General features: G+C 60.0%; 18 protein-coding genes. 12 read left to right on the forward strand and 6 right to left on the reverse strand.

Features of this window, described 5'->3' with window-relative positions; translation table 11 throughout:
- Positions 1-135 precede the first annotated feature (135 nt).
- Together ACXR0M_RS18445 and ACXR0M_RS18450 are read left to right on the forward strand one after the other, a co-directional pair.
- On the forward strand, positions 136-807 hold the full coding sequence (locus ACXR0M_RS18445) for a response regulator (RefSeq protein ID WP_025110675.1): 672 nt from the start codon (positions 136-138) through the stop codon (positions 805-807).
- The gene (locus ACXR0M_RS18450) at positions 800-2,185 is read left to right on the forward strand and encodes a sensor histidine kinase (RefSeq protein WP_458833218.1); all 1,386 of its coding nucleotides are present in this window, start codon (positions 800-802) and stop codon (positions 2,183-2,185) included. Before ACXR0M_RS18445 ends, ACXR0M_RS18450 begins: the two co-directional genes overlap by 8 nt.
- Before the next feature lie 117 nt (positions 2,186-2,302).
- Here ACXR0M_RS18450 and ACXR0M_RS18455 read toward each other — a convergent pair whose 3' ends face one another.
- Positions 2,303-3,124, reverse strand: coding sequence for an HDOD domain-containing protein (locus tag ACXR0M_RS18455; protein WP_458833219.1), 822 nt, complete (start codon positions 3,122-3,124; stop codon positions 2,303-2,305).
- A 34-nt stretch (positions 3,125-3,158) separates the two neighbouring features.
- A complete protein-coding gene (gene ygfZ / locus ACXR0M_RS18460; protein WP_458833220.1) occupies positions 3,159-4,100 on the reverse strand; it encodes a CAF17-like 4Fe-4S cluster assembly/insertion protein YgfZ in 942 nt (313 codons plus the stop codon).
- 150 nt (positions 4,101-4,250) lie between these two features.
- Between ygfZ and ACXR0M_RS18465 the strand changes: the two genes are divergently transcribed.
- Positions 4,251-4,505 (forward strand): FAD assembly factor SdhE, encoded by a 255-nt coding sequence (locus ACXR0M_RS18465; RefSeq protein WP_007911418.1) that lies wholly within the window; start codon positions 4,251-4,253, stop codon positions 4,503-4,505.
- Positions 4,489-4,941, forward strand: coding sequence for a protein YgfX (locus ACXR0M_RS18470; protein WP_458833221.1), 453 nt, complete (start codon positions 4,489-4,491; stop codon positions 4,939-4,941). Before ACXR0M_RS18465 ends, ACXR0M_RS18470 begins: the two co-directional genes overlap by 17 nt.
- On the opposite strand, the gene nadB is transcribed toward ACXR0M_RS18470, so the two are convergent.
- The gene (nadB, locus tag ACXR0M_RS18475; RefSeq protein ID WP_458833222.1) at positions 4,910-6,526 is read right to left on the reverse strand and encodes an L-aspartate oxidase; all 1,617 of its coding nucleotides are present in this window, start codon (positions 6,524-6,526) and stop codon (positions 4,910-4,912) included. The two genes, ACXR0M_RS18470 and nadB, sit on opposite strands and share 32 nt — an antisense overlap.
- Positions 6,527-7,084: 558 nt before the next feature.
- On the opposite strand from nadB, the gene rpoE reads away from it, so the two are divergent.
- From rpoE to ACXR0M_RS18495, 4 genes are all read left to right on the forward strand, one after another.
- The gene (gene rpoE / locus ACXR0M_RS18480) at positions 7,085-7,666 is read left to right on the forward strand and encodes an RNA polymerase sigma factor RpoE (protein WP_003172477.1); all 582 of its coding nucleotides are present in this window, start codon (positions 7,085-7,087) and stop codon (positions 7,664-7,666) included.
- Positions 7,667-7,696: 30 nt separating this feature from the next.
- Complete coding sequence (locus ACXR0M_RS18485; RefSeq protein WP_458833223.1) at positions 7,697-8,284, forward strand: sigma-E factor negative regulatory protein; 588 nt, start codon at positions 7,697-7,699, stop codon at positions 8,282-8,284.
- Between the two features lie 8 nt (positions 8,285-8,292).
- Entirely contained in the window at positions 8,293-9,255 is a 963-nt protein-coding gene (locus ACXR0M_RS18490; RefSeq protein ID WP_458833224.1) for a MucB/RseB C-terminal domain-containing protein, read from the forward strand.
- Positions 9,256-9,465: 210 nt separating this feature from the next.
- Positions 9,466-10,896, forward strand: coding sequence for a DegQ family serine endoprotease (locus ACXR0M_RS18495; RefSeq protein ID WP_458833225.1), 1,431 nt, complete (start codon positions 9,466-9,468; stop codon positions 10,894-10,896).
- Positions 10,897-10,977: 81 nt separating this feature from the next.
- On the opposite strand, the gene ACXR0M_RS18500 is transcribed toward ACXR0M_RS18495, so the two are convergent.
- Entirely contained in the window at positions 10,978-12,411 is a 1,434-nt protein-coding gene (locus ACXR0M_RS18500; protein WP_458833226.1) for a M48 family metalloprotease, read from the reverse strand.
- A gap of 98 nt (positions 12,412-12,509) precedes the next feature.
- Here ACXR0M_RS18500 and ACXR0M_RS18505 point away from each other — a divergent pair, with 98 nt between their 5' ends.
- The gene (locus tag ACXR0M_RS18505; RefSeq protein WP_007963279.1) at positions 12,510-12,749 is read left to right on the forward strand and encodes a sulfurtransferase TusA family protein; all 240 of its coding nucleotides are present in this window, start codon (positions 12,510-12,512) and stop codon (positions 12,747-12,749) included.
- 32 nt (positions 12,750-12,781) lie between these two features.
- Positions 12,782-13,852 carry an AI-2E family transporter gene (locus ACXR0M_RS18510; RefSeq protein WP_458833227.1) on the forward strand — a complete coding sequence of 357 codons (1,071 nt, stop codon included), beginning with the start codon at positions 12,782-12,784 and terminating at the stop codon, positions 13,850-13,852.
- Between the two features lie 85 nt (positions 13,853-13,937).
- On the opposite strand, the gene ACXR0M_RS18515 is transcribed toward ACXR0M_RS18510, so the two are convergent.
- Positions 13,938-14,411 carry a peroxiredoxin gene (locus ACXR0M_RS18515; RefSeq protein ID WP_458833228.1) on the reverse strand — a complete coding sequence of 158 codons (474 nt, stop codon included), beginning with the start codon at positions 14,409-14,411 and terminating at the stop codon, positions 13,938-13,940.
- A 10-nt stretch (positions 14,412-14,421) separates the two neighbouring features.
- Positions 14,422-14,982, reverse strand: a complete 561-nt coding sequence (locus tag ACXR0M_RS18520) for a glycine cleavage system transcriptional repressor (RefSeq protein ID WP_039760908.1) — start codon at positions 14,980-14,982, stop codon at positions 14,422-14,424.
- Between the two features lie 321 nt (positions 14,983-15,303).
- Here ACXR0M_RS18520 and dapA point away from each other — a divergent pair, with 321 nt between their 5' ends.
- Positions 15,304-16,182 carry a 4-hydroxy-tetrahydrodipicolinate synthase gene (gene dapA, locus ACXR0M_RS18525; protein ID WP_458833229.1) on the forward strand — a complete coding sequence of 293 codons (879 nt, stop codon included), beginning with the start codon at positions 15,304-15,306 and terminating at the stop codon, positions 16,180-16,182.
- A 17-nt stretch (positions 16,183-16,199) separates the two neighbouring features.
- Positions 16,200-17,315, forward strand: coding sequence for an outer membrane protein assembly factor BamC (gene bamC, locus ACXR0M_RS18530; RefSeq protein ID WP_458833230.1), 1,116 nt, complete (start codon positions 16,200-16,202; stop codon positions 17,313-17,315).
- Positions 17,316-17,318: the final 3 nt, after the last annotated feature.

Consider the following 17,318-nt stretch of genomic DNA (forward strand, 5'->3'; position numbering starts at 1 on the left):
GCCGACTCTAACGGGCTAACCTTTCACTAACCTTTCAACCGGATTTCGCGGTTTTCGGGCTTCACAGCGCCGGTTGCGGCTGTAAACTCCGCGGCAAAGAATGGCGTCGGCCATCGCTGAATGAGGTAGAGATCCATGCGTGTTCTGCTCGTCGAAGACCATCTGCAGCTGGCCGAAAGTGTCGCCCAGGCGCTCAAGAGCACCGGTCTGACCGTTGACGTGTTGCACGATGGCGTGGCGGCCGACCTAGCCCTGAGCAGCGAGGAATACGCAATGGCGATCCTCGATGTCGGCCTGCCGCGCATGGACGGTTTCGAGGTGCTGGCGCGTTTGCGCGCACGCGGCAAAAACCTGCCGGTGCTGATGCTCACCGCGCGCAGCGATGTGAAGGACCGGGTTCACGGCCTGAATCTCGGTGCTGACGATTATCTGGCCAAACCGTTCGAACTGACCGAACTCGAAGCCCGGGTCAAAGCCCTGCTGCGCCGAAGTGTGCTCGGCGGTGAGCGTCAGCAGCGTTGCGGCGTGCTGGCCTACGATCTCGACACCCGGCGTTTCAGTCTCGGCGAAGAACTGCTGACCCTGACCTCCCGCGAGCAAGCAGTACTCGAAGCATTGATCGCCCGCCCGGGACGGGTAATGAGCAAGGAGCAACTGGCGGCCCAGGTGTTCGGCCTCGACGAAGAAGCCAGCCCCGACGCAATCGAAATTTACGTGCATCGCCTGCGCAAGAAACTCGACGGCCAACCGGTGGCGATCGTGACCTTCCGCGGCCTCGGTTACCTGCTGGAAAGCCGCGATGCATAAGCCCAGCAGTCTGCGCTGGCGCTTGCTGTGGAACCTCGCATTGCTGTTGGTGGTGTTGATGCTCGCCAGTGGTTTGAGCGCCTACTGGAACGGGCGCGAAGCCGCCGACACCGCTTACGACCGCACGTTATTGGCCTCGGCGCGGACCATCGCCGCCGGCCTGTCCCAGCGCGACGGCACACTCAGCGCCGACGTGCCTTATGTGGCGCTCGACACTTTTGCCTACGACAGCGCCGGGCGGATTTATTACCAGGTCAACGACATCCACCGAAAGCTGATTTCCGGTTATGAAAACCTGCCCGGCCCGCCGCCCGGCACGCCACGCACCGACGATTATCCGGCGTTGGCGCGCTTCTACAACGCGACCTATCGCGGGCAGAACGTGCGCGTGGTCAGCCTGCTCAAAGCGGTCACCGAACCGAACATGAATGGCATGGCGGAAATCCGTGTCGCTGAAACCGACGAAGCGCGGGTGGCCATGGCCCGCAGTCTGGCGGCCGACACCCTGTTGCGTCTGGGCATGCTGGCCGTCGGCGCGCTGTTGCTGGTGTGGTTTGCGGTGAGTGCTGCGTTGCGTCCGCTGGAGCGCTTGCGCACGGCGGTCGAGGAGCGCCAGCCGGATGATTTGCGGCCGCTGCCGCTGGTCGAAGTGCAGCGCGAACTGTGGCCGCTGGTGCGTGCGCTCAACCATTTCACTGAACGCCTGCGCGGACAGTTCGAGCGTCAGGCGCAGTTCATCGCCGATGCTGCGCACGAGCTGCGTACCCCGTTGGCGGCGTTGAAGGCACGACTGGAACTGGGGCTGCGTTCCAGCGAGGCGGAAACCTGGCGCACCACCCTGGAGTCATCGGCGCAGAGCACTGACCGTCTGACGCATCTGGCCAATCAGTTGCTGTCGCTGGCGCGGGTGGAAAACGGTGCCCGGGCGATTGCCGAGGGCGGCGCGCAACTGCTCGATCTGAGTCAGCTGGCCCGTGAGCTGGGCATGGCCATGGCGCCATTGGCCCATGCGCGCGGGGTCGCGTTGGCGCTGGAAGCGGATGAGCCGGTGTGGCTGCGCGGTGAGCCAACGTTGCTCAATGAACTGCTGAGCAATCTGGTGGACAACGCCTTGGCACACACACCGCCGGGCGGCAACGTGATTCTGCGGGTGACAGCGCCGGCAGTACTTGAGGTCGAGGATGATGGCCCGGGGATTCCGCTGGAGGAGCGTGACCGGGTATTCGAGCGCTTCTATCGGCGCAATCAGCAGGTCGCGGGCTCAGGGTTGGGATTGGCAATTGTCGGAGAAATCTGCCGGGCGCATCTGGCGCAGATCACGCTGCATGATGGTGAGCAGGCCGGTTTGAAGGTTCGGGTGAGTTTTATCGCCGGGTAAATGTGGTGTTGTTGCGGGCCTCTTCGCGAGCAAGCCCGCTCCCACACGGGATTTGTGTACGACGCAGATCCAATGTGGGAGCGGGCTTGCTCGCGAAGGCCTCGCCTCGGTCGCGGATCAGTAAAGCATCGACCGCGACTCTGCCAGGTCCGCGCAAAGGGCTTCGTTCTGCGGATCGATCCCGAGTTTGCGGAAGGCCGGAACGCTGAGCGGATCGATCCGTGCAAAGGGGTGACCGCTGTCCTTGTGGCAATACAGGCTCGCCACTTGCACCAGATCGACGTAATCGATCTTCAGCGAATCGCGCTTGAAGTCCTGATACAGCCCCGGCAACGCCACCAGTTGCTCGGGAAATTCCCAGACCCGCAACAGCTTGTCGCCCAGCAGCGGGTGAATGTGGTCGATCACGTGATTGAGGCTGACCGGGTCTGACAGCAGTTCGTAGTGATCTTCGGCATAGGTCAGGATCGGCAGCACACCGATTTGATGCACCAGTCCGCCAAGTGCGGCCTGATCAGGCTTGAGCTGGGTGTAGCGGCGGCACAGTGCGTAGCTGACGCCGGCGATCTCCAGACTCCTGCGCCAGACTTCGCGCATCTTCTGTTCAACCACCTCGGAGCGGGCGTGGAAGATCTGCTCCATCACCAGACCGATCGCCAGGTTGCTGCTGTAGTTCACGCCCAGCCGGGTGATGGCGGTGTGCAGGTCGGTGACTTCCTGGGTAGCGCGCAATAACGGGCTGTTGACCACTTTGATCAGGCGCGCCGATAGCGCCGTATCCCGACCGATGACTTTACTCAGGGTGCTGACGCTGATTTCCGGGTCTTCGGCGGCCTTGCGAATTTGCAGGGCCACTTCCGGTAACGTTGGCAGAACCAGGTCATCGTTATCGATGGCCTCAACCAAATCCTGTTGGACTTTATCCGCCAGCTCGCTCATGTAGATTCTCTAGGGTGTTGCAACAAGGCTGCGATCAGCGCTGGATTTCGCGGTCGCGATCCAGTTCGTAGGGCAAGTCGAGCAAATGCAGGGCCGGCCCTTCGAGGGTGCCCAGGTGCAAATCACCCGCTTCGGCAGCTTCGGCCTGCAACACCGCCAGCAGTTCAATTTTTTCTTCGCCGCGTGCAGCAATAACCACTTCTCCGATGGCGCTGGCATGACTTGGGGCGAACAGCGGGGTGCCTGGCTCCGGCAGTTCAGCCGCGTCCAGTTGCACGCGATACAGGCGCCGCTTGAGTTTGCCCAGGTATTGCATGCGCGCGACAATTTCCTGGCCGGTGTAGCAGCCTTTCTTGAAGCTCACGCCGCCGACTGCTTGCAGGTTGAGCATCTGCGGGATGAACAGCTCGCGAGTGGTCGGCATGACCTGACCGATCCCGGCGCGGATCTGCCCCAGCAGCCATTGGTTCAGTTCACCTTCAGGCAGAGCAGCGGCCAGTTTGGCCTTCAGGGCGTCGGCCTGATCGGCCGGTGCCCAGAGTTCGGCGCGATCAGGCGAGACGCGAATCGCAATCAGTGGGTCGTGGCGCACCACGCTGTCGGTGTCTGCCGGCAAGTCCAGACCGAGGCTGGTCAGGGCGGCGTCGCCGTGTTCCAGACCAAAGCGCACCCAGGCAGCGCTTTCGTCGGTCAGTTTCGATTTGGAAAAAACCGCGTACTTCTTCAGGTCCGCCAACTGTGGCTCGAGCAACTCGCTGGCCATCGCCAGCAGCACGCCGTCACCTTCGAGCAGAATGCGGAAGCTCGACTGCATCCGGCCTTTTTGCGTGCAGCGCGCGCCGAGGCTGGCCTTGGTGTCACTGAGATAATTGATATTGCAGGTCAATTGGCCTTGCAGGAATTTGCCGGCATCCACGCCGCGAACCGCGAGTACGCCTTCATGAGACAGGGTGCAGAAAAAAGCAGAATCGGCCATGGGTCATCGCAGGGTAAAAAAGTCTGGGGGACATCATAAGGGCGCGTAGTTGAAATGGGTAGTTGATAAAGGATCGGTGATGCCCGACCAAAGCCGACTGTGCGACCCGCGCCGGGGCTGTATACTGCGCGCCTATTTGAGGAGGGCTCCATGGTCGAACAAGTTGAACTCAATCGCCTGTTTTGGCACAGCCGCCGTGGCATGCTGGAACTTGACGTGCTGCTGGTGCCGTTCGTGCAGGAGGTTTATGCGACGTTGAACCAGGTCGATCGCGATCTGTATGTGCGTCTGCTGACCTGTGAGGATCAGGACATGTTCGGCTGGTTCATGGAGCGCAGCGAATCCGAAGACCCTGAGCTGCAGCGCATGGTCCGGATGATTCTGGATCGTGTTCAGCCCAAGTAATACGTTCGAATGCCGCTGGCATGCCTCACGGCAGTTGCTGGCGGCGTATCTGTTGGCCCAGGCGTTCGCTCTGGGTGCCTTGTTTGTGCTTTCGATTCCGCTCTGGGCCAGCCTGCTCGGCGCTTTTGTCTGCCTGGCGCATGCGTTGCGGGTGCTGCCACGGCAAGTGCTGTTGACGCATCCCGAGGCATTTTGCGGTTTGCGGCGCGATGCCGATGGCTGGCAGCTGTGGAATCAGGCAAATGGCTGGCAAGCGGCGCAACTGCGCCCCGACAGCCTGGCGTTGCCACTGATCGTGGTGCTGCGGTTTCGTTTGCGCGGCGAGTGGCGCGTCCGATCGATCTGCGTACCCCGCGACGCGCAGGCGGCGGATGTGCACCGCCGCCTGCGGGTGCGGCTCAAGTTCAGCCGGCGTAGGTGGGTGGCACCAGAATAGTGTCGAGTGCTTCGGGCAGCAGGTCCGGGTAGTCGAGCGTGTAATGCAGGCCGCGGCTCTCCTTGCGTTCCATGGCTGACTGGATCATCAATTCGGCGACCTGCGCCAGGTTGCGCAATTCGATCAGGTCGCGGCTGACTTTATAGTTGCTGTAGAACTCGTCGATCTCGTCCAGCAACAGGCGCACCCGGTGCTGCGCCCGTTGCAGACGCTTGTTGGTGCGCACGATGCCCACGTAGTCCCACATGAAGCGCCGCAGTTCATCCCAGTTGTGCGCGATGATCACGTCTTCGTCGGAGTCGGTCACCTGGCTGGCGTCCCATTCGGGCAGGGCGCTTGGGGCGGTGATGTCATCCAGTTGCGCGAGAATGTCTGCCGCCGCCGACCGGGCGTAGACGAAGCATTCGAGCAGTGAGTTGCTGGCCATGCGGTTGGCGCCGTGCAAGCCGGTGAAGCTGGTTTCACCAATCGCGTACAAGCCCGGGACATCGGTGCGACCGTGCTGGTCGACCATTACCCCACCACAGGTGTAGTGCGCCGCGGGTACGACCGGGATCGGCTGTCTGGTGATGTCGATGCCAAAGCCCAGGCAGCGCTCATAGACCGTCGGGAAATGGCTTTTGATGAAGGCTTCGGGCTTGTGGCTGATGTCGAGATAGACGCAGTCGACGCCCAGGCGCTTCATTTCATGGTCGATTGCCCGGGCGACGATATCGCGCGGCGCCAGCTCGGCACGTGGGTCGAAACGCGGCATGAAACGTTCGCCGTTCGGCAGCTTCAGATGTGCACCTTCGCCGCGCAGGGCCTCGGTGATCAGAAAACTCTTGGCTTGCGGGTGATACAGGCAGGTGGGATGAAACTGGTTGAATTCCAGATTCGCCACCCGGCATCCAGAGCGCCAGGCCATGGCGATGCCGTCACCGCAGGCACCGTCCGGGTTACTGGTATAAAGGTAGACCTTGGCCGCGCCGCCCGACGCGAGGATCACGAAGCGCGCGCCGTAGGTGTCGACTTCGCCGGTTGCACGATTCAGCACATAGGCGCCAAGGCAGCGTTCGCCATCCATGCCCAGGCGCCGTTCGGTGATCAGATCAACGGCAACCCGTTGCTCCAGCAGCTCGATGTTGCTGCGCTGTCTGGCTTGGGCGAGCAGGGTGGTGAAAATTGCCGCGCCGGTAGCATCGGCGGCGTGAATGATCCGCCGATGGCTGTGTCCGCCTTCGCGGGTCAGGTGAAATTCGAAACCGCCGTCTTCAGTCCCGGATTGCTCATCGCGGGTGAAGGGCACACCTTGATCGATCAGCCACTGGATGGCTTCGCGACTGTGCTCGACCGTGAAACGCACCGCGTCTTCATGGCACAGGCCACCGCCGGCGTTCAGCGTGTCGTCGACGTGGGATTCGACAGTATCGGTGTCGTCCAGCACGGCAGCGACGCCGCCCTGGGCCCAATAGGTCGAGCCGTTGGCGAGATCGCCCTTGCTCAATACTGCAATGCGGAGATGACCCGGCAAGGTCAACGCAAGACTCAAACCGGCAGCGCCGCTGCCAATGACCAGAACATCGTGTTGAAACTGTTGGCTCATTTCAGGATTCCGCTCAAAGCGACCCGGATCGGGGTTGGCGCAAGACAGCTGGTTCGGCGAGTCAAGACAGCCACACAGCCCACTAGTATATAGAGGGGGGGAGCGGCACAATAGCCAGGCGTGTATGGCATTGTGAAACTACTGTGACGACAAATGCTTGACGTTTCGTCGGAGGTTTTTTTCCGTCGTTTCGGGAAAAGGCCACTGTATCGAGGATGAAACAGGCTTTTTCAGCGCAGGGTCGCTTAATGTCATGTCGGGCTGGCTGCAAATAATTGGAACTTTTGCCAGAGAGCCAAGATCAATAGTCAGTTGCCAGAAACACGGGACCGTGTCGGCTTCAATGCAGGACCTGCTACTGGGTTTTTGCCGGCGAACCGATGACAAGATTATTCGCGCAGCCGGTTTATCCCGCGCTGCGTTTTTCGTGCGTGCCAAATCAGAGCCCGCAGGAAACTTGCCTGAAGGGGGAGAACTTTTGCGAAAAGCCCGAGTCTATGTTTGCAAGACTGGTCGTTTAGTTATGCAAGCCTCCTCCATGCTTATCGAGGAGTGTTCATGCTAACCCAGGAAGAGGATCAGCAGCTGGTCGAGCGCGTTCAGCGTGGCGACAAGCGAGCTTTCGATCTGCTGGTGCTGAAATATCAGCACAAAATTCTCGGGTTGATCGTGCGTTTCGTGCACGACACCCATGAAGCCCAGGATGTGGCTCAGGAAGCCTTTATCAAGGCGTACCGAGCGCTAGGAAATTTTCGCGGAGACAGCGCGTTTTATACGTGGCTTTACCGCATTGCCATCAACACGGCAAAAAACTATCTGGTTTCACGCGGCCGCCGGCCGCCGGATAGCGATGTAAGTTCTGAAGACGCAGAGTTCTACGATGGCGATCACGGCCTCAAGGATCTCGAATCACCGGAACGCGCATTGCTGCGGGATGAGATCGAAGGCACCGTCCATCGAACCATTCAGCAACTGCCAGAGGATTTGCGTACAGCGTTAACTTTACGTGAATTCGATGGTCTGAGTTACGAAGACATTGCGAGCGTCATGCAATGTCCGGTGGGTACCGTGCGCTCCCGGATTTTCCGCGCTCGGGAGGCCATCGATAAAGCCCTGCAGCCGTTGTTGCAGGAAAACTGAGACAGCGGCGACAGCCAAGAGAGGAACGCCATGAGTCGTGAAGCCCTGCAGGAATCGCTGTCCGCAGTGATGGATAACGAAGCGGACGAACTGGAATTGCGTCGAGTGATCAATGCACTCGATGATGTTGAAACCCGTGAGACCTGGGCTCGTTATCAGATCGCTCGGGCAGCCATGCACAAGGATCTGCTGCTTCCGCGTCTGGATATTGCTGCGGCAGTCTCTGCTGCACTGGAAGACGAAACAGCTCCGGCCAAAGTATCCCGTGGCCCATGGCGTAATCTCGGTCGTCTGGCCGTTGCTGCTTCGGTAACTGTTGCTGTACTGGCCGGTGTTCGCCTGTACAACCAGGACGAAATTGCGGGTGTCGAGCTGGCTCAGCAGTCCAACCAGCCATCGCTGGTCGCACCGCAGGTCAAAGGCCCGGCAGTACTGGCTGGTTACAAGGAAAGCTCGGAAACCACTGGCCCTATGGTTAATGGTGTTCTGCAGGGGCAACCAGGCTGGCATGATCAGCGTTTGCCAGGCTACCTGCGCCAGCATGCCCAGCAGGCTGCGCTGAAAGGTACTGAAAGTGCGCTGCCTTATGCACGTGCGGCAAGCATGGAAAACCGTTAAGGAGGATCATGCGCGCCATCCCTCTACTTTCGCTTCTGCTTAGCGGCTGGTTTGTTGTTCCAGCCCATGCTGATGAGGCTCAGGACTGGTTGACCCGCCTGGGCCAGGCTGAGCAGCAGCAAAGCTTCCACGGCACCTTCGTTTACGAGCGCAACGGTAGTTTTTCTACCCACAATATCTGGCATCGTGTCCAGAACGGTCAGGTCCGCGAGCGGTTGGTTCAGCTCGACGGTTCTGCACAGGAAGTCGTGCGCATTGATGGGCATACCCAATGCGTCAGCGGCACCCTGATTGCGGGGTTGGGAGATTCTCCCAACTCGGCCGCTCGTGCGCTTGATCCCCAAAAGCTGAAGAACTGGTATGACCTTGCTGTCATCGGCAAGTCGCGCGTGGCCGGGCGAGATGCGGTGATCGTAGCGCTGACGCCACGGGACCAGCATCGCTACGGTTTCGAGTTGCATCTGGACAAGCAGACCGGACTGCCACTCAAGTCGCTGTTGCTCAATGACAAGGGGCAGTTGCTTGAACGCTTTCAGTTCACCAGCCTTGATACCGCAGAAGTCCCTTCCGACAAAGACCTGCAAGCCGGTGCCGAGTGCAAGGCCATCAAGCTCGACAGTGACAAGGCTTCAGCAATCAAGACCGCTCAGCTCTGGCATTCCGACTGGCTGCCGCCAGGCTTTGAACTGACCAGCAGCACTTCGCACAAAGACCCGGAAACCAAAGCTCAGGTCAACAGCCTGATGTATGACGACGGGCTGGCACGTTTTTCGGTGTTTCTGGAACCACTTAACGGTGCAACAGTCACCGATACTCGTACACAGTTGGGTCCGACTGTTGCCGTGTCCCGCCGCCTGACGACGCCTGAGGGCGAGATGATGGTGACGGTTGTCGGCGAAATTCCCATCGGCACCGCTGAACGAATTGCTTTGTCGATGCGCAACGATGGCGCTGCAACCAGCAAGCAGTGAGCTGATTTCAGTCATTTCCACCCCTTCGTCGAGACGTAGATGAAATGTTTGCTCAGCATTTTCATTTGCAAATCACCCGAATTTTTTTTATAGGTCAGAGCCTCACGGCTCTGGCCTTGTCTGTTGTTCCCGGATCAAAAATGCCGGCACGCGGTTCCCGGTGTTCCTTGCTCCATATCGCTTAACCCTGCTCGTCGTAACGGGAGCTGTATGTCGATACTTAGCTTGAAGTCTTATCTCTCCATTTTCGCCACCGTGCTGGTGTTGGGACAGGCTGTTCCTGCTGCCCAAGCCGCTGATCTGCCGGATTTCACTCAACTGGTCGAACAGGCTTCGCCGGCGGTGGTGAACATCAGTACCACGCAGAAACTGCCGGATCGCAAAGTGAACCAGCAGATGCCTGACCTGGAAGGCTTGCCGCCGATGCTGCGCGAGTTCTTCGAGCGCGGCATGCCGCCGCAACAGCGTTCACCCCGTGGCGATCGCCAGCGTGAAGCGCAATCGCTCGGTTCTGGTTTCATAATTTCTTCGGATGGTTACATCCTGACCAACAACCATGTGATTGCCGACGCTGACGAAATCCTCGTGCGTCTGGCTGATCGCAGCGAAATGAAAGCCAAGCTGATCGGCACCGATCCACGTTCCGACGTGGCCCTGCTGAAAATCGATGGCAAGGATCTGCCGGTGCTCAAGCTCGGCAAATCCCAGGACCTGAAGGCCGGTCAGTGGGTCGTGGCGATCGGTTCGCCGTTCGGCTTTGACCACACCGTGACCCAAGGCATCGTCAGCGCCGTCGGCCGGAGCTTGCCGAACGAAAACTACGTGCCGTTCATCCAGACTGACGTGCCGATCAACCCGGGCAACTCCGGTGGCCCGCTGTTCAACCTGAACGGTGAAGTGGTCGGCATCAACTCGCAGATCTACACCCGTTCCGGTGGCTTCATGGGCGTGTCGTTCGCCATCCCGATCGATGTGGCGATGGACGTCTCCAATCAGCTGAAAAGCGGTGGCAAGGTCAGCCGCGGCTGGTTGGGCGTGGTCATCCAGGAAGTGAACAAGGATCTGGCCGAGTCGTTCGGTCTGGATAAGCCGGCCGGTGCACTGGTAGCGCAGATTCAGGATGACGGTCCGGCAGCCAAGGGCGGCCTGCAAGTGGGCGACGTGATTCTGAGCATGAACGGTCAGCCGATCGTCATGTCCGCCGACTTGCCGCATCTGGTAGGCGCGTTGAAGGCGGGCGCCAAGGCCAACCTCGAAGTGATTCGTGACGGCAAGCGCAAGAATGTCGAGCTGACAGTCGGCGCGATTCCGGATGAGGACAAAGAGCTCGCAGCGCTGCCGAAGTCAGGTGCGGAAAGCAGCAGCAACCGCCTCGGTGTGTCCGTTGTCGAGCTGACCGCTGAACAGAAGAAAACCTACGACCTCAAGGGCGGTGTGGTGATCAAGGAAGTTCAGGACGGTCCTGCAGCCTTGATCGGTCTGCAGCCAGGTGATGTCATCACTCACCTGAACAATCAGGCGATTGGCTCCACCAAGGAGTTCGCCGACATTGCCAAGGCGCTGCCAAAGAACCGTTCGGTGTCGATGCGCGTTCTGCGTCAAGGCCGAGCCAGCTTCATCACCTTCAAACTGGCTGAATAATCCGCTTGCGGTGAAATAAAAAACCGCCTCGAAAGAGGCGGTTTTTTTGTGCCTGGAACATTTGTCTTGCCGAGAAAAAACTCAGCCCATCATGTCCTTGATCATGCGCTCCTGTTCCATCAGCTCGCGCTGACGGGCATCGATGCGCGAGGACAGCGGGAAGTTGCTGCCGGCTTTGCGCTTGGCAAAATCGAGCTGCTGGATCGCTTGGCGGTAATCGCCCACCAGCGCGAAGTATTCGGCACGGGCTTGATGCAGACCAATGATGTTGCCGGACAGGCCGCGAGTTTCGGCGACCTGATACCACACGTCCGGATCGTCCGGGCGGGATTTGAGCAAGCTGTCGAGGGCTTTCTCGGCGTCGGCGGTGCGATTCTGTTTCAGCAGCAGATCGACACGCACCTGATTCAGCGGGTAGTTGCCCGGATACTGCGTGAGCATCCGGTCGACCCGCGTTTGCGCGTCCGGCAGTCGGTTGTTGGTGATGTCCAGATCGATCTGCGCGAGATTGTAGATGATCTCGTTGGGCGACTTGGCCAGCAGTTGCTTGAGATTTTCGCGCGCGTCATTGAGCTGACCGCCCTTGATCTGCGCAATCGCCAAGCCGTAGCGAGCCACGTCGTTTTTCGGGTTTTCGTCCAATTGTGCACGGAATCGCTTGGCGCCCAGCCCCGGGGTTTCTTCATAGATCAGTTGTACGCGGGCGCGGATCAGTTGATAGCGCATGCTGTCTTCAATGCCACCGGGCGGTGCCTGTTCGGCGCGGTTGCGGGTGTCGGCGATACGCGATTCGGTGACCGGGTGAGTCAGGAGGAATTCTGGCGGTTTGGCATCGAAGCGGTACTGACGCATCAGGCGTTCGAACATGGTCGGCATCGAGCGCGGGTCGTAGCCGGCCTTTTCCAGGTTAAGGATGCCGATACGGTCGGCTTCCTGTTCGTTCTGGCGCGAGAAGGTGCGTTGCGACTGGATCGCTGCCGCCTGCGTACCGGCGATAGTCGCGATCCCGGCATCACCGCCACCGGCGGCGGCAATCACGATACCCGCCAGCAGCGCAGCCATCATGGGTACCTGCATCCGCTGCGAGGCTTCAACGCCGCGAGCAAAATGGCGTTGTGACAAGTGCGCCAGTTCGTGCGCCAGCACCGAGGCATATTCGCCTTCGGTCTGGGCATTGAGGAACAGCCCGCCGTTGACCCCGACTACGCCACCCGGCGCGGCGAAGGCGTTGAGTTGCGGGCTGTTGATCAGGATGAATTCCAGGCGCCGGTCAGTGACCTGACTGGTTTCCACCAGTTTGTAGACGCTGGATTCGACGTAATCCTTGAGCTGCGGATCGTTGAGCTGCGCAACCTGGCTACGCAGCATGGCCAGCCAGGCACGGCCGAGCTGATATTCCTGCTGTGGCGAGACAATGGCAGAACTGGCGTCGCCGAGTGACGGCAGATCGTCGGCGAAGCCCGGTGAGGCGAGCAGGCAAGCGAGCGTCAGCAGGGTAGGGCGCAGAAATGTCATGCACAAAGCCTTCGAAGACAAAGAGCTTACTGTAGCCGGACACCGGCCTTGCGACCAGATATTCTAGGCAGCCCAACCAGTTGAACCGGAGTGACGCAATGACCGACGCTGTAGCCCATGATTGTGAACTGGACGCCAGTGGCCTGAATTGCCCGTTGCCGTTGCTCAAAGCGAAAATGGAACTCAACAAGCTGCCCAGCGGCGCCGTGCTTAAGGTGATTGCCACGGACGCGGGCTCGCAGCGCGACTTCCGCACCTTCGCCCGGTTGGCCGGTCATACGCTGCTGCGCGAAGAAGACGAAGCAGGCGTCTACCGTTACTGGTTGAAAAAAGCCTGAAACCTTCCGCGTAAAAGACCTAAGGAATATTAATGTTCAAAGTGTTGCGCGACTGGATTCAGCGTTACTTCTCCGATGAAGAGGCGGTGGTGCTGGCGGTGCTGCTGTTTCTCGCCTTCACCGCGGTGCTCACCCTCGGCGGCATGCTCGCGCCAGTATTGGCCGGGATGGTGCTGGCGTATCTGATGCAAGGCCTGGTGGTTGCGCTCGAGCGTATGCGTGTGCCGGGCGCGGCGGCGGTGGGGCTGGTGTTTGCGCTGTTCATGGGTGTGTTGCTGGTGTTCATCGTGGTGGTCGTGCCCTTGCTCTGGCATCAATTGATAACGCTGTTCAACGAACTGCCGGGGATGCTCGTCAAATGGCAGTCGCTGCTGCTGTTGCTGCCTGAGCGTTATCCGCACCTGGTTTCTGACGAGCAGGTGCTGCAGGCGATCGAAGTGGCACGTGGCGAGATCGGCAAGTTCGGGCAGTGGGCGCTGACCTTTTCGCTGTCGAGTCTGCCGTTGCTGGTCAACATCATGATCTATCTGGTGCTGGTGCCGATCCTGGTGTTCTTCTTCCTCAAGGATCGGGCCATGATCGGCGAGTGGGTACGCGGTTACCTGCCCCGTGAGCGGGCGCTGATCACTCGGGTCGCGCAGGAGATGAACCGGCAGATCGCCAACTACATTCGCGGCAAAGTCATCGAGATCGTGATCTGTGGCGGTGTGACCTACATCGCCTTCGTCGCCCTCGGCCTCAACTATGCGGCGCTGTTGGCGTTGCTGGTCGGGGTGTCGGTGGTGGTGCCCTACGTTGGCGCGGTGGTGGTGACGGTGCCGGTGCTGCTGATTGCGCTGTTCCAGTGGGGCTGGAGCGATCAGTTCATCTATCTGATGGCAGTCTACGGGATCATTCAGACGCTGGACGGCAACGTGCTGGTACCGTTGCTGTTTTCCGAAGCGGTCAACCTGCACCCGGTGGCAATCATCTGCGCGGTGCTGTTGTTTGGCGGGTTGTGGGGTTTCTGGGGAGTGTTCTTTGCGATCCCGCTGGCGACGCTGTTCAAGGCCGTGCTGGATGCGTGGCCGCGTAAGGAGCCGGTTGTCGCGCCGTTACTATAAAAGCAAAAAGATCGCAGCCTGCGGCAGCTCCTATATTGGAATGCGTTTCCAGTAGGAGCTGCCGAAGGCTGCGATCTTTTGATTTTCAGGCTTTGTTCAGCGCTTCAGCCGCAGCCAAAACCGCATCCACATGTCCCGGCACCTTCACGCCGCGCCATTCCTGACGCAGTACACCGTTCTTGTCGATCAGGAACGTGCTGCGATCAACGCCCAGGTATTCCTTGCCGTAGAGTTTTTTCAGCTTGATCACGTCGAACAGCTGGCAGACGGCTTCGTCCTTGTCGCTGATCAGCTCGAACGGAAATTCCTGCTTGCACTTGAAGTTCTCATGGGACTTCAGGCTATCGCGGGAAATGCCAAAGATTTCCGTGTTGGCAGCCTGAAAAGCCGGGTATTGATCACGAAAGCCCTGGCCTTCGGTGGTGCAACCCGGAGTGCTGTCCTTCGGGTAGAAGTAGATCACCACTTGCTTGCCCTTCAAGGCAGACAGACTGACAGTCTGCCCGCTGGTGGCAGGTGCTTCGAAATCCGCAACCGGTTGGTCGATGACAACGGCCATGAAAGCTTCCTTACATTGGGTTTTGTGGGCGCCAAGGCTCGATCAGTGCATCCAGATTCATCGCATCGGCGAAATCCAGGAACTGATCGCGCAGCCAGCTGATCTGGGTGCCGGCCGGCAGCGTCACGGTGAACGTGGCGTTGAGCATGGTGCCGCCGGTCTGCGGGGCCTGATAGGTGTCGCAGGTCAGGTTTTCCAGCTCGACATTGTGGTCCATGAAGAACTGGCACAGCTCATTGATGATGTCCGGGCGATACGCCGAGCTGACATAAGCTACGTATGGCAACGCCTGCGGGCGGTTTTCCAGCGCGGCGCTGCGCACCACGTTGACGGTGAAGGCGTGGCGCTTGGCCAGAAGCGGCAGGCTGCCTTCGAGGCGGGCCAGGGCGTCCCAGCTGCCGGAGATTTCCAGCACCAGGGCGCTGCACTCGCCGTGGCGGGTCAGGCGGGAGGTGACGACGGCGCAGCGATTTTCATGGCTGGCGCGGCACAGGACGTTAGTCAGCTCCATGGGGTTGGCGCCAAGGGCACTGATGACAAGGAATTGTTCGCGAACTGTGGGGGTGGACATGCAGCATTCCTAAAGCGATGAGCGGTCGGTAGCTCGATGGACGTTGGTCGTCGGGACCTGCGCGTGCCGATTCGGAAAGCCCCGGGCCACGGCGCGCAATTCGCTCCAGTAATAATGAAGCGTGCAGCGGCGACACTGGAACGGGACCTGGGAGACCGACAAGGGAGGCTGGAACCCGGCGTACAAGCGGATCTGTACCGATCAAAGTCTGAAGGGTAGCGAAAACCGACGCCAAGGGGAATGGCGGCGCAGTACTTCGCTTGTGCAAGCATCTTGGCGCCAGTACCATTACCGCTCTCTTTTTCCGGCAGGAGCGGTTTCATGATTGCGGGCAGTATGGTGGCACTGGTCACACCCATGGATGCACAAGGGCGTCTTGACTGGGACAGCCTCAGCAAACTCGTGGACTTCCACCTCAAGAACGGCACCCATGCCATTGTCGCGGTCGGTACGACCGGCGAGTCGGCCACTCTTGATGTAGAAGAACACATTGCCGTCATCAAAGCCGTGGTCAAACAGGTTGCCGGTCGCATCCCGGTGATCGCCGGTACTGGCGCCAACTCGACCCGCGAAGCCGTCGAACTGACCCGCAATGCCAAGGAAGCCGGTGCCGACGCCTGCCTGCTGGTGGTGCCGTACTACAACAAGCCGACCCAGGAAGGCCTGTACCAGCACTTCAAGCACATCGCCGAGTCGGTCGACATTCCGCAGATTCTCTACAACGTTCCCGGCCGCACCTCCTGCGATATGCAGGCCGAGACCGTGATTCGCCTGTCCACCGTGCCGAACATCATCGGCATCAAGGAAGCCACCGGCGATCTGAAACGCGCCAAAGCCATCATCGACGGCGTGAGCAAGGACTTCATCGTGCTGTCCGGCGATGATCCGACCGCTGTCGAGCTGATCCTGATGGGTGGCAAAGGCAACATCTCTGTGACCGCCAACGTCGCCCCGCGCGAAATGGCTGACCTGTGCGAGGCCGCGCTGAAGGGCGACGCCGAAACCGCACGGGCCATCAACGAAAAACTGATGCCGCTGCACAAGGACCTGTTCATCGAAGCCAACCCGATTCCGGTGAAGTGGGCTTTGGTGGAAATGGGCCTGATGCACCAAGGCATCCGCCTGCCGCTGACCTGGCTGAGCGCTCCTTGTCATGAAACGCTTCGCACGGCCCTGCGCCAGTGCAGCGTCCTGGTTTAATTGAGGAAGTACAACGCATGAAGCGAATGGCCGGACTTTCCGCACTTGCCTTGATTATCTCCAGCACCAGTGGCTGCGGATGGGTCTGGGGCCCGGAAGGTTATTTCCGTGATCGCGGTAGCGATTACCTGGAAGCGCAACAGACTGCACCAATGCAACTGCCACCGAATGTCAGCACCTCCAAGCGTCTGGATCCGCTGTTGCCGATCCCGCGCAACGTGGCGGATGACACCGCCAAGGGCGAATACGTGGTGCCGCGTCCGCAACCGCTGACCGCGACTGCCGATGCCACCGACTACTCGCTGCAAAAAAGCGGTGATTCGCGTTGGGTCGTGGCCCAGCACCCACCGGCCGAAGTCTGGCCAGTGGCGGTGCAATTCTTCCAGGACAACGGTTTCCGTCTGGATGAACAGCGCCCGCAAACCGGTGAATTCACCACCACCTGGCAGCATTCCGACGAGCTGTCCGCCGCCATGGCCAAGCGCCTGAGCGCCGCCGGTGTCGGTGCCGACAGCGAAACCCGCGTGCGGGTGCGCATCGAGCCGGGCGTGCAGCGCAACACCAGTGAAATCTACGTGGTCAGCGCCGAGCGTCCTGCCGGCAGCACCGCCGACGTCGACTTCACCAACCGTTCGGTCAACACCGGCCTCGACGCCGCACTGGTCGACGACATGCTGGCGAGCATGAGCCGGATCTCCGAGAAGGGCGGTTCGGTGTCGATGCTGGCTTCGCGTGATTTCGATACCCCAAGCCGTGTCAGCCTCAGCGAAGACGGTAGCGGTAACCCGGTGCTGAACGTCGGTCCGGACCTGGATCGTGCCTGGTCGAGCGTCGGCCGTGCGCTGGAGCAAGGTCAGTGGCGCGTTGAAGACATCAACCGCAGCCTGGGCCTGTACTACATCAACCTGGCGGAAAAAGCCGAGAAGAAAGATGACAAGCCTGGTTTCTTCAGCAGCCTGTTCGGCAGTGCGCCGACCAAGGAAGAAGTTGAAGCCCGCGCCGAGCGTTATCAGGTGCGCCTGAGCAAGGTCGGTGAAAACGTTCAGGTCACCGTCGAGAAGAACATCAACACCGTTGCGCCGGCCGATGTGGCCCGCAAAGTGTTGAGCGTGATTCAGGACAACCTGGGCTGATCA

This window comes from Pseudomonas sp. Eth.TT006 (assembly GCF_054456575.1).